Here is an 11,943-nt window from a genome sequence, read left to right on the forward strand (position 1 = left end):
TTTTTACTAGTTTATTTTTCATCGGTTTAATCTTAAAAAAAGTTAAGATTAATTGCAATTCCCTAATTTTGTTCCTGAATACTTTTTAAAAATGAAGGAAAAACTGGCCATAAATGAAGCGAAGCTCAAATTAGAATATTACTGTTCTTATCAGGAGCGTTGTCATCAGGAAGTGGTGCAGAAAAGCTATGATTTAGGGATGAATTCTAATGAAATCGATGAAATTGTAGTTCATTTGCTGCAGAATAATTTCCTTAATGAAGAACGTTTTGCCCGAAGTTTTGCCCGCGGAAAACATCGCGTTAAAAGTTGGGGGAAAATCAGGATTATCAATGAACTCAAACAGCGTCAGATTTCGGCACCGAACATCAAACTTGCCTTAACCGAAATTTCGGAAGAGGAATATCAGGATACTTTAAACAATTTGGCAGAAAGGCATTGGAACAGCCTTACAGAGCGTAAAGGCCAAAAAAAGAATAAAAAATTCTGTGATTATTTATTGCGAAGAGGTTGGGAAAGTAATCTGGTTTATGAAAAATTGAAGGAATTTGAAAAGCTTACCTAGAAAGCAGGATACTCACCGCATTCCCTCCAAAACCAACGGCATTTATCAATACATTTTTAATGTTTTTCCGTGGATTTTGTTCCGTTACAAAAGGTACTCCGATGAACTGTTGCTGTTGCATCATCAAGATCGCCATCTCAAGGCTCAGCATTCCCGAAGCGCCAAAGGTGTGGCCTACTTTCCATTTATTGGTCGTCAGCATTGGAAGTTTTTCGCCGAAAACTTTTTCTATCGCTTTGTATTCTGATTTGTCGCCTTTAATGGTTCCCGGAGCATGCATGACAATAGCATCAACGTCATCCGGATTTATGTTTTGCAATGCCATTTTCATCGATTTTTGAAAACATTCGGCTTCATCGGTAATGGAAATGCTGTGCTGTAAATCGTCAGTAGCATAACCAAATCCGGTAACGTAAGCTAAAGCATTTTCCTTTTTGCCAAGCTCCAAACAAGCCATCGCTGCACCTTCTCCCAAAACCATGGTGTTTTTAGTTTTATCCAAATCCAAAGCCCTGCAGGGATATTCATCATTTGACTTAGAATAAATCTTCAAAGCCTGCATTTGTGCAATCGTAAATGGTGTCAATGGAGCTTCGCTTCCTCCAACCAAAAATTTATCAGCCATTCCGGCCTGAAGCCAGGCAATTCCGTTTAGCAATGCATGAAGTGCGGTAGAACAGGTGATGGAGTGAGACAATTCTGGACCTTGTGATTTTAAATCATGGGCAACCCAAGTGGAAATATTCCCTAATGTTGTAGTGGGCGAAGCCAATGTTGGCGTTTTTCCGGTTTCCAGGAATTCCTGGTGATGCTTTTCAAAAAGATCAGTGGCGCCACGCGAAGAACCGATATTGACTGCAAATTTTGAGTCGTTCCAACCTGCATTCTTCACAGCTTCTCTCGAAGCGATAATCGCGTAAATCACCGAATTGTCCAATGATTTATACTTGGCTTCCGAATTCCGTAAGGCTTGAACTTCCTTTGCCAAATTTTCAGGTAACGATGCCACAAGGGAATTACCGTTGCCAATTTTTTTCTCAGCAATTAATGTTTCCGGATTCAAATATTGATTCCAAACTTCAGCTGAAGTTTTTCCTAAAGCAGAAAAAGAAGCAATCGAAGTTATGGCAACAGGAGTTTTCAAGGCAGTTTGATTATGCAGTTTAAAGTGCAAAACTACACTATTTCGAGCGCTTTTTCGACAGTCGCATATACTTTTTCCAATTGGGAATTGCTAATGACGTAAGGTGGAAGGATATAAACAATATTGCCAACAGGCCTCAGTATTACGCCATTATCAATAAAGAAATTATAAAGTTTGTTCCGCATCGAACCATAATAACTTTCCTCGCTTTGGGTTTTGATTTCCAGCGCAAAAATAACTCCCAAAACACGCGTGGTTTTTACTTTTGGATGCGATTTTATTTTGGCTTCAAAGCCTAAATGCGATTTGTTTATCGCAGAAATATTGCCCTGCATTTCAGCAGTCTGCAACAACTTGATACTTGCCAAAGCTGCAGCACAAGCCGTTGGATTTGCAGTAAAGGTATGTCCGTGAAACAACGCCTTGTTGGTGTCATCATCATAAAAACCATCAAAGATTTCCTGAGTGAAAGTCGTGATTGCCATTGGGATTGTTCCTCCAGTCAGGGCTTTCGACAAACACATCATGTCGGGTTTGTTGCCGAGGTAATCTGTGGCAAAGGTTTTTCCTGTTTTGCCAAAACCCGTCATCACTTCATCGGCAATCGTGAACACGTTATTTTGGTTGCAGATTGTAATCATTGTTTCCAAAACTTCCGGACGGTACATTACCATTCCTGCTGCACCTTGTACCAATGGCTCAAAAATAAAAGCCGCATATTCATTGGTTACAACCAAATCATGCAAAGCCTGTAAACTTCGCTCTTCATTTCCCTGAGTCGGAACCGGAATGCGGACCACTTCGAGCAAAGAACCTTTAAAAGCTTCGGTAAAAAACGATATTCCGCTCGAAGCCATGGCACCAAAAGTATCCCCGTGAAACGCATCTTCAAAAGCAATGATTTTGGTCTTTTTGATTCCTTTGTTGTAATTGTACTGCAATGCGCACTTCAACGCAACTTCAACGGCAGTCGAACCATTATCGGAATAGAAAAGTTTTTTTTGGTTTTTGGGTAAAATTTCCATCAGCTTTTCTGCCAGCAAAACCGCTTTATCATGGGTAAAACCCCCAAATAAAACATGCTCCAAAGTAGTGAGTTGGTTGTAAATGGCATCAGCAATAATTTTGTTCGAATGGCCATAAGGATTGACCCACCACGAAGCAATCGCGTCAATATATTCCTTACCATTTTCATCCCAAAGCAAAGCGCCTTCTCCTTTAACAATAGCCGGAAAATCAGTAGCGGTTTTGTGTTGGGTATATGGATGCCAGTTGTATAATTTATCTCTTTCGGAAAAGTTCATTTGGGTTATAATTTTAAAAGATTGTCACGGAATTTCTCTGCGTAATAGCCAATGACGTTTGCATCAAAATAAGGTTCGTTATCAATTCTGCCGATGAATTTTACTCCCGATTTTTCCAGGATGATTTCTTCAGTTGCCTTGTTTTCGTCTCCTGAAAAAATAATTCCAGCTACTTTAATTTTACGGTTTTGCAAAGCTTCGATAGTAAGCAAGGTGTGGTTGATGCTTCCCAGGTAATGGCGCGAAACCATAATGACTTTATGGTCTTTTTTGATTAAATCAACAACATATTCCTTATCGTTCAATGGCACCAAAACACCGCCTGCACCTTCAATGACCAAATGATTTTGAATTTTGGTTTCCACAATTTGTTTCAGATCGATACGCACGCCATCTTTGGCTGCAGCCAAATGTGGACTTGCCGGCGTATTGAGTTTATAGCTGTTTTCGTGAAATTGCGACTTTTCGTTGGAAACCAAAGTCCTGACTTTATGGCTGTCGGAATTATCCAAATCGCCAGCCTGGATTGGTTTCCAATAATCGGCTTCCAAGGCTTCAACAACAATGGCTGAGGCTATGGTTTTGCCCACATCTGTCCCGATTCCTGTTATAAATATTTTCATTAAATTTTATTCATTGGGTTCATCCTCATCATCAACAGGATATAAATTTACATCGTTCAGGATTTCATTCGCTTTGTCAAAATCTTCTGTTTTTACGAATAGCTTTATGCCTCCAAAAGCATTGCTGTATAAAGGATTGGTATCAATTTGGTTGATGTCGCGCATAAATACTTCAATCCCGTAACTTTCCAGTTTGCCTTGGTAAATAAGCGCTTCGCTTGAGTATTGAAACCGACGTAATAATGTAAATCTTTCTTCTTCCATAATTAAAACACAAAAGTAGCTAACAATTCCAACACAACGGTGATTTCATTTTCCGAATTATAACTGTGAAGGCAAAAACGCAGCCGTTCCTGATTTTCGGGAACTGTTGGGGATAAAATAGGCCGGACATCAAAACCTTTTTGTTGTAATTGTGTTGCAACATCCCTCACTTTTTCATTTCCAGGAATGATGGCGCATTGAATCGCGGATTTACTATAGACAAACATTGGTTTTAAACCCAGGCGCATTTTTTCCTGATTAAAAAAAACGATATTGGATTTTAAATCCTTTAAAGCTTTTTCCTCTTCAGCAAGATTTTTATAAGATTCTAAAATTGTCGCAACACTATGTGGTGAAAGTCCGGTTGTATAAACAAAACTTCGGGCAAAATTTACCAGGAAACTTTTCAAATCTTCGCTACCTAAAATAGCAGCGCCATGGCAGCCAAGTCCTTTTCCAAAAGTGATGATCCGCGCAAAAACCTTATCCTGTAAACCAAGGCTTTGGATTAATCCTTCGCCTTTTTCCCCAAAAACACCCAAGGCATGCGCTTCATCAACAACCAAATGCGTGCTGTGTTTTTCGGAAAGTGAGGCCAGTTCTTCAAAATTCGGGCAATCGCCATCCATTGAAAAAACACTTTCGGTGGCAATGTATATTTCATTATTTTCTGATGAGAATTTTTGAATCAGTTTTTCTAAATCCTCCAAATCATTATGGCTAAATTTATAAGCCTTAGCATTGCTCATCTGAATTCCGTCACGGATAGAAGCATGGCATAACTCGTCATACAAAATCACATCATTCCGTTGAGGCACCGAGCTGAAAAAACCAACATTGGCATCATAACCCGAATTGAAAATCAGCGCAGCTGCTGTTTGATGGAAACCCGCAATAAACTCTTCGGTTTGCTGATACAACTTGTGGTTTCCTGAAAGCAGGCGTGAACCGGTCGCACCGTTTGCCTTTAGATTTTTATCTAATAGGAGTTGATGGGTTTGATGAAATATTGTTTCGCTTTTAGCAAAACCGATATAATCATTGGAAGCAAAATCGATTAGGCCGTTTGTTGGCGTGAGCTTTCGCAAGGCGTTTTCCTGTTCGCGTTGGTGGAGTTTGAGTTGTAATGATTTTGGCAATTCCATGATACAAATATAAGCAACGATTTATTATTAGAAATTTAAGTTGCTAATTGCTTATGGATAATTCATCTATATTTGTAATGAATAAAAACCAACTACGGAATAAACCATGAAAAAACAACTTACCTTATTAGTTATAGGAATGATTATCGTAATCATCGGGACACTTTTGAAAATTTACCACATTGAATTTTCAGAATATGTATTGATCGCCGGACTCGCAATAGAAGCCATAGTGCTGGCATCGATTGTGATAAAATCGCTTAAAAAAATCAAATAAAAAGCCCAACCTAAGTTGAGCTTTTTATTTTTATTTTACTGCGTACCGTCCGCTACGCTCGGGTCGGATTGTCTTAGTCGGCTAAAACAATTACCTTATTGTCTTTCATTTCAATAGTTCCTGAATTGATTTCCAAAAGGTAGTTTTGATCGTTTACCTTGGTAAATTTTTCGGCAACTTCCTTTTCGAATTTAAAACTTGATGCTTCAATTTTGATGACACCGTGTTTTAAGATAGAAACTATAGGTGCGTGGTTGTTCAGTATTTGGAATGAACCCGTTACACCTGGTAAAGAAACCGAAGTAACTTCGCCTTTGAATAATGTAGCTTCTGGTGATACTATTTCTAAAATCATTTTTTTAATTATTTTAAATTCTAAATTCTAAATCTTAAATTAATTCATAATTCAAAATTCAAAATTCAAAATAGAATTTACGCTTCAGCTAACATTTTTTGTCCTGCTTCGATAGCATCTTCGATGGTTCCTTTAAGGTTGAAGGCTGCTTCCGGCAAGTGGTCTAATTCACCGTCAATGATCATGTTGAATCCTTTGATAGTTTCCTTGATGTCAACCAATACTCCAGGAATACCTGTAAATTGCTCCGCTACGTGGAATGGTTGAGATAAGAAACGTTGAACTCTACGTGCTCTTGATACCGATAATTTATCTTCTTCCGATAACTCTTCCATACCAAGGATCGCGATGATATCCTGTAATTGTTTGTATTTCTGAAGGATCTCTTTTACTCTTTGAGCACAGTTGTAGTGGTCGTCACCTAAGATTTGAGCTGTAAGGATTCTAGATGTAGAATCTAAAGGATCCACAGCAGGGTAGATACCAAGCTCCGCAATTTTACGGGACAATACTGTTGTTGCATCCAAGTGGGCAAATGTTGTTGCCGGAGCCGGATCCGTTAAGTCATCCGCAGGAACGTAAACCGCCTGTACAGAAGTAATAGATCCTTTGTTTGTAGAAGTAATACGCTCTTGCATCGCACCCATCTCAGTTGCCAATGTTGGTTGGTAACCTACCGCAGATGGCATACGACCTAAAAGAGCCGATACCTCAGAACCTGCCTGTGTAAAACGGAAGATGTTGTCAACGAAGAAAAGTACGTCCTTACCTTGGTCTGAACCAGCACCATCACGGAAGTACTCAGCGATAGATAATCCTGAAAGGGCAACACGTGCTCTTGCTCCAGGTGGCTCATTCATTTGTCCGAAAACGAAAGTAGCTTTAGACTCTCTCATTCCTGGTTTATCCACTTTAGATAAATCCCATCCTCCATTTTCCATAGAGTGCATGAAATCTTCTCCATATTTTATAATTCCTGACTCCAACATCTCACGAAGCAAATCGTTTCCTTCACGGGTTCTTTCACCAACTCCTGCGAATACAGAAAGTCCACCGTGACCTTTAGCGATGTTGTTAATCAATTCCTGGATCAATACTGTTTTACCAACACCGGCACCACCGAACAATCCAATTTTACCTCCTTTTGCATAAGGCTCAATCAAATCGATTACTTTAATTCCTGTAAAAAGAACCTCAGTAGAAGTTGATAAATCTTCGAATTTTGGTGCTTGTTTGTGGATTGGCATCCCGTTAGCACCGTCTTTTGGCAAATCTCCTAAACCATCGATAGCATCTCCAATTACATTGAACAAACGTCCGTAGATATCTGCTCCGATTGGCATTTGGATTGGAGCTCCTGTAGCAGTTACAGTGGTTCCTCTGCTTAATCCGTCAGTTGCTTCCATAGAGATAGTACGAACTGTATTTTCTCCGATGTGAGATTGAACTTCAAGAATTAATTTAGTACCATTTGCGTTAACGATTTCTAATGAATCATAAATTTTTGGTAATTCAACATCTTTAGTATCAAATACTACGTCTACTACTGGACCGATGATTTGCGAAACTTTTCCTATTGCTTGTGACATTCTTTATGTATTTATTAAATAGCTATTTAGGTTTGGATAAAAGACCTCTTTTTTCCGAGTGCAAAGATAATTTTTATAAATCGAAAAATCAATAATTATTTTATAAAAAAGAGAAGATTTTTTGAAGTGCCCTAAAAACAAAAAACCATCCTAATTATTTAGGATGGTTTTGGTATCTGAAATATGTTTTTTATAATCCGGAAGGATATAATATTTGGTATTGACCTAAATTTACTCCTTTGAAGTTGGAACCATATTTGGTATTAATTGCTTCTAAAAATTTATTTGCAATCATCGCATATCCTCTTGGGCTTGGGTGTATACCGTCAAGTGAGAAGGTATTACCTGTTACATAAGTTGCTGTCATGGTATAACCGCTCATTACAACTCCGGTTGGGCCTGTTAATTGATTCATGATATCTTTAGCGTTAACAAAGGCTAAATTCAAACTGGCATCTGCAGCAACACCTTCAATAACGGCATTGTAACTGTCCGTTGCAGCTTGTATTTCGGTTACTTCTGTAGGAATCAGAATATAACGATCCGGTAAAGGGAAAGTAACTCCCAACTGGCTCAATAGTGGGGTTGGAGAAGCTACACCGTCAAGTGCTACTGATGGAACCTGCCCAATTCTTGAAGAAGCGCTCAAACAAATCAAATCGGTTGGAACGGTCTGTCTTGCTCTTCCGAAAATCTGTCCTAAAGCAGTTGCTGTGGGAACATCAAGTCCGCTACCAATCAATACAGCGGTAAGTGAAGTAGAGACATCTGTTAAGGTTTCATCTACCATTATCATTGGATTGTTGCCTGAAGTTGAAAGCAGGTTGATTCTGCTTCCTTGTCCAAGGAATGCTAATGCATTATGTAACGGGCCGTAAAGTTGAGCGTTCAAAGCATTTACCTGATTTACCCCGCCAACAGTCAAATTCGCCTGAGTCAATTGGTTGTATTGTATTACATGGAAATAAGGTAATGTAGTCACATAAGGTAGGTTGGCAATAACTCCTTTTCGTCCTCCGGCTGTCAATTGAGAAATCAACATTCCATAAGATTGTTGGAATACATTCGCAGGGGTCAACGGATTCAAAGCAGTATCTCCTCCGGCTGTAGCATAACCCAATTCATCGTTCCCGCCAATCCACAAAGAGAAGAAAGTAGGAGATTGTGCTAAGGCATCACCAATAACCGTCGCTGATGAAGAAGAAGCAAATCTTCCAAAATAAGGATTTGCGGCTGCATATCCATCAAATAACAGATGGTAACTTTTTGCTCCTGGAATACCATAATTGTTAAAAGAACCTGATAAATGTGCACTAATGTCAGTGCCGGAAATACCCGAGATAGGAGCAGGTGTACTTGTAGCCGGATTAAAGACCAATCTTGTGCTAAAACCAGGAACCTGTGCTCCACCTGATGAGAATCCACCAATGTTATCAATCATAAACGGAGTTGCAAAATCACCACCTCCAACTAATGCAAATTGGGTTGCAAGGATGTTAGGGTAAGCATTTTCCTGACCTGTTTTGAACAAGGCACCATCGCTGTAACCTGCCGCGAAAGAATCTCCCAAGGCAACATATTTGGAAAAGTCTGCAGAACCGGCGGTCAATGGTGAACCGTCTATAGAATTTGGATCGGTCACGGCATCATCACTGCTGTCACATGCTACAAAGGTTAACGAAACCAATAATAGCCATTTGAAATTTTTTATCATAACTTTAAAATTATATAGTGTTATCGATTATTATGGATTAATTGTTATAGAAGCAAACCATTGTTGTCCAATAGCACCAGCTCCGATTACCTGGATATAGTCTTCTCCGAATAAATTATTCGCCCCAACCTTTAAAACAGATTTTAAAGCCGGAATTGCATAATTGATCTGTGCATCGAACACTACGTTCTCAGGCACCATTCCATCTGCAAATGAGGATTGCCATAAGTATTCGGTGTTCCATCTGATATTGGTATTGAAACCAAAGTTTTTAAACAATTTTGGGTTACCCAAAGATCCTTTGATTCGGTGTTTAGGAGTATTGAAACTTGGAATGAAACTTGGGTCATCTGCCTGGTCAAAAGTGAACTCAGCATAGTTGTAATTTACGCTTGCTTCAAAGTCCTTGTATACTTTTTTAGACAATCCGATACCGAATCCTAATGAAGTAACTTCTGCTTTTGAATTGGAATAGATTTGATAAACCCTTCTGTCGCCATTTTGAAGCGCCTGAACCGGTGCATAAGTAGCAAAGTTGTTTGGGTCTAAGGTATTTACATCTCCGTAGTAAGGAGCAATAACCCTTGATTGATTCAGGAAGTCATTATAAATATTATAGTAAGCCGAAATATCTACAGCCAGGTCGTTTTTAATAACCGAACGGTATCCTATGTCAAATGCCTGAACTCTTTCCGGTTTAACCAAATCCACATCTGCAACTTCAAGAAGCGCAACTGCTGTAGGTATTGGTTGGCCTGCCGCAACAGCGCTTGAAAATGCCTGAACTGAAGTTAATGTAAATGAGTTGTTATACGCATTTTCTCCATTTAAGGTAGCAGTTGGCCCAACACCAGGAATTGTTTGTCCTTGTGTACTTACCGGGAATGTTTCTACATATCTTGTTAAGTTGTCTGGCGCAGAACCAATCAAAGCGAATGGCCCTAAATTCAAACCAATGTACTGATCCTGAGTTGTTGGATTTCTAAATCCGGTTTGGTAGGATGCCCTGAAGTTGTGCTCTTTGTTAGCTCCAGCGGAATATACGAAAGAGATTCTTGGAGAGATAAATCCATCAAAATTTTCAGATTTGTCATAACGTGCCGAACCCGTAAATTTCAGACGGTCTTCCTTCATCAATTTAGCCTGAACCTGAGCATAAGCTCCGTACTCATCATATCTGATTGGCCCGTCATAATCGGTGAAAATGGTTCCTCCCGAATTCATTTCATATTGCCTGAAAGATCCACCCAATTGAATTTCAGCAACCTTGATAAGGTCTCTGAAGTTATAGTTTGCTTCTGCATGGTAAAGTTTGGACTGGTCTTTAAATTTTGAACCTGTTACTAAGTCCGGGTCAGCTGTAACTGATGCCAAAGCGCTTTCGAATTCAGGTGTTCCAGGTAAAAACCTTCCGCTATCAGCTGTTTGTCTTGCCAAAGCGTGTGCCTGTTCTGGTGTTGCTCCTCCTAATGTAGACTGGATGTAAGCACCGGCGTATTGCCCAAACCAAGTCTGGTCATCCTTCCACGCTCTATTAACATTCCAAGCTGCAAAACGCATATCATAAGAATCTCCGGCATTTTCATCAGTCATATAACCTCTTAGGAAATAGTTTTTTCCTTTGAACTCAATTTTGGTTTGGTTCATAAAGAAGTTTTTCAACGAATATCTGTTGGCTCCTTGATAAATAGTATTTCCTAAACCAACTTTGTGTTGGAAAATAATTTCATTATCATCAGCCCAAGGCTTGAAGTGCAATGAGAAATCGGCTTTTACACTCTTAACCGTATTGTCATTCAGATCCTGTTCAAAGTAACCTGTTCTCGCTACATTGTAATTAGGTAACAAATTCACAGCTGAAGCCGGGATCAATCCTAAGTTTGCCAACGATTGCCCCACACTTTTAATGTTTGTAGAAACTTCATCTCCATAAACGTTCAATCCGTCATAATTTGGATTAACGCCTGTGCCTGTTAAGTCCGGAGTCAAATCTCTGGTGTCCGCGGCAATCCATTCGGTTGCTTTTAAGAAAGTGAAGTTGGCCTTAGCTGCAAAGTGTTTGTCAAAAGCGTGAGCTGCTCTTATTCCGAAATCCCAATAGTCATTGGTTCCGGCAACTTCCTGAGTTGTTTGTCCGTATTTAAAGTAAAAACTCAACCCTTGATTCGTAAATGGGCTTTTACTGTTCATAAACATAATTCCGTTAAAGGCATTCGCACCGTACAATGCAGAAGAAGCTCCGGGAAGAAGCTCCACATTGGCTACATCCAATTCAGAAATCCCGATCAGATTCCCTAATACAAAGTTCAACGCAGGAGAAGAGTTATCCATACCATCAACCAATTGTAAAAAACGGGTATTCGCTACAGTAGCAAAACCTCTGGTGTTGATTGATTTGAAAGATAAACTACTGGTATTGAAATGAACTTCCTTTAAATTTTCTAAACCATCGTAATAAGTAGCAGCTGTTGTTCCTTTGATTTCCTTTAGGCTCATTCTTTCAATGGTCACTGGAGACTCGAGTACCCTTTCCGGAGTTCTCGAAGCTGATACTACGATTTCATCGAGTTTTGTTTCTTCATCGGTTAGTATTGCTGTGACTTTTTGGTTGTTGGATGTCACACTAACTTTTTTGGTCCCATAACCTATACTTGAAATCTCGAGGTCAAATGGAGGTGTTTTTGAGGTTGATAAAGTAAAATTTCCATCGCTGTCGGTTACAGTTCCTGAACTTTCGCCGGCAACTTTGACATTTGCACCTGGAATTGGTTCATTCTTACTGTCTTTTACCGAACCCGAAATTGAAGTTTGCGAATAAGTTATGCCGCAAAAAAACAATGAAACGATAAATAAATAAATCTTCATTTGGTTTAAATTTTGTTGGTTTATGACGCCAAAGTACAAATATTTCTTTTATATTATTAAAAAAACGCGCCTATTTTTATTAATAATTGATTTTTTAG

At 39.2% G+C, this 11,943-nt stretch carries 11 protein-coding genes; 2 read left to right on the forward strand and 9 right to left on the reverse strand.

Annotated features, from left to right (window positions below):
* Nucleotides 1-91 precede the first annotated feature (91 nt).
* Nucleotides 92-565 (forward strand): regulatory protein RecX, encoded by a 474-nt coding sequence (locus L1S31_RS05520; protein ID WP_236463298.1) that lies wholly within the window; start codon nt 92-94, stop codon nt 563-565.
* On the opposite strand, the gene L1S31_RS05525 is transcribed toward L1S31_RS05520, so the two are convergent.
* The 5 genes from L1S31_RS05525 to L1S31_RS05545 are packed head-to-tail and all read right to left on the reverse strand — an operon-like array spanning nt 558 to nt 5,045.
* On the reverse strand, nt 558-1,709 hold the full coding sequence (locus tag L1S31_RS05525; protein WP_236463300.1) for a beta-ketoacyl-[acyl-carrier-protein] synthase family protein: 1,152 nt from the start codon (nt 1,707-1,709) through the stop codon (nt 558-560). The genes L1S31_RS05520 and L1S31_RS05525 overlap by 8 nt on opposite strands.
* A gap of 32 nt (nt 1,710-1,741) precedes the next feature.
* Nucleotides 1,742-3,013 carry an adenosylmethionine--8-amino-7-oxononanoate transaminase gene (bioA, locus tag L1S31_RS05530; RefSeq protein WP_236463302.1) on the reverse strand — a complete coding sequence of 424 codons (1,272 nt, stop codon included), beginning with the start codon at nt 3,011-3,013 and terminating at the stop codon, nt 1,742-1,744.
* Between the two features lie 5 nt (nt 3,014-3,018).
* The gene (gene bioD / locus L1S31_RS05535; protein WP_236463304.1) at nt 3,019-3,636 is read right to left on the reverse strand and encodes a dethiobiotin synthase; all 618 of its coding nucleotides are present in this window, start codon (nt 3,634-3,636) and stop codon (nt 3,019-3,021) included.
* 6 nt (nt 3,637-3,642) lie between these two features.
* The gene (locus tag L1S31_RS05540) at nt 3,643-3,900 is read right to left on the reverse strand and encodes a DUF2007 domain-containing protein (protein WP_236463305.1); all 258 of its coding nucleotides are present in this window, start codon (nt 3,898-3,900) and stop codon (nt 3,643-3,645) included.
* A gap of 2 nt (nt 3,901-3,902) precedes the next feature.
* A complete protein-coding gene (locus L1S31_RS05545; RefSeq protein ID WP_236463308.1) occupies nt 3,903-5,045 on the reverse strand; it encodes an aminotransferase class I/II-fold pyridoxal phosphate-dependent enzyme in 1,143 nt (380 codons plus the stop codon).
* A 106-nt stretch (nt 5,046-5,151) separates the two neighbouring features.
* On the opposite strand from L1S31_RS05545, the gene L1S31_RS05550 reads away from it, so the two are divergent.
* Nucleotides 5,152-5,322 carry a GldL-related protein gene (locus L1S31_RS05550; protein WP_236463310.1) on the forward strand — a complete coding sequence of 57 codons (171 nt, stop codon included), beginning with the start codon at nt 5,152-5,154 and terminating at the stop codon, nt 5,320-5,322.
* Nucleotides 5,323-5,395: 73 nt separating this feature from the next.
* Here L1S31_RS05550 and L1S31_RS05555 read toward each other — a convergent pair whose 3' ends face one another.
* The 4 genes from L1S31_RS05555 to L1S31_RS05570 all read right to left on the reverse strand — a co-directional run bounded on the left by L1S31_RS05555 (nt 5,396) and on the right by L1S31_RS05570 (nt 11,845).
* Entirely contained in the window at nt 5,396-5,677 is a 282-nt protein-coding gene (locus L1S31_RS05555; protein ID WP_236463312.1) for a FoF1 ATP synthase subunit delta/epsilon, read from the reverse strand.
* A 77-nt stretch (nt 5,678-5,754) separates the two neighbouring features.
* Entirely contained in the window at nt 5,755-7,266 is a 1,512-nt protein-coding gene (gene atpD / locus L1S31_RS05560) for a F0F1 ATP synthase subunit beta (RefSeq protein ID WP_236463314.1), read from the reverse strand.
* A gap of 190 nt (nt 7,267-7,456) precedes the next feature.
* Nucleotides 7,457-8,980, reverse strand: coding sequence for an SGNH/GDSL hydrolase family protein (locus L1S31_RS05565; protein ID WP_236463316.1), 1,524 nt, complete (start codon nt 8,978-8,980; stop codon nt 7,457-7,459).
* Between the two features lie 30 nt (nt 8,981-9,010).
* Nucleotides 9,011-11,845 carry a TonB-dependent receptor gene (locus tag L1S31_RS05570; protein WP_236463318.1) on the reverse strand — a complete coding sequence of 945 codons (2,835 nt, stop codon included), beginning with the start codon at nt 11,843-11,845 and terminating at the stop codon, nt 9,011-9,013.
* Between the last annotated feature and the right edge of the window lie 98 nt (nt 11,846-11,943).

This window comes from Flavobacterium wongokense, from assembly GCF_021608265.1.
Taxonomy (GTDB): Bacteria; Bacteroidota; Bacteroidia; order Flavobacteriales; family Flavobacteriaceae; genus Flavobacterium; species Flavobacterium wongokense.

Excerpts from the sequence above, each read along its gene's own strand:
- L1S31_RS05520 (WP_236463298.1), top strand. The coding sequence starts at position 92 with ATGAAGGAAAAACTGGCCATAAATGAAGCGAAGCTCAAATTAGAATAT.
- bioA (WP_236463302.1), bottom strand. The coding sequence starts at position 3,013 with ATGAACTTTTCCGAAAGAGATAAATTATACAACTGGCATCCATATACC.
- bioD (WP_236463304.1), bottom strand. The coding sequence starts at position 3,636 with ATGAAAATATTTATAACAGGAATCGGGACAGATGTGGGCAAAACCATA.
- L1S31_RS05540 (WP_236463305.1), bottom strand. The coding sequence starts at position 3,900 with ATGGAAGAAGAAAGATTTACATTATTACGTCGGTTTCAATACTCAAGC.
- L1S31_RS05545 (WP_236463308.1), bottom strand. The coding sequence starts at position 5,045 with ATGGAATTGCCAAAATCATTACAACTCAAACTCCACCAACGCGAACAG.
- L1S31_RS05550 (WP_236463310.1), top strand. The coding sequence starts at position 5,152 with ATGAAAAAACAACTTACCTTATTAGTTATAGGAATGATTATCGTAATC.
- L1S31_RS05555 (WP_236463312.1), bottom strand. The coding sequence starts at position 5,677 with ATGATTTTAGAAATAGTATCACCAGAAGCTACATTATTCAAAGGCGAA.
- atpD (WP_236463314.1), bottom strand. The coding sequence starts at position 7,266 with ATGTCACAAGCAATAGGAAAAGTTTCGCAAATCATCGGTCCAGTAGTA.
- L1S31_RS05565 (WP_236463316.1), bottom strand. The coding sequence starts at position 8,980 with ATGATAAAAAATTTCAAATGGCTATTATTGGTTTCGTTAACCTTTGTA.
- L1S31_RS05570 (WP_236463318.1), bottom strand. The coding sequence starts at position 11,845 with ATGAAGATTTATTTATTTATCGTTTCATTGTTTTTTTGCGGCATAACT.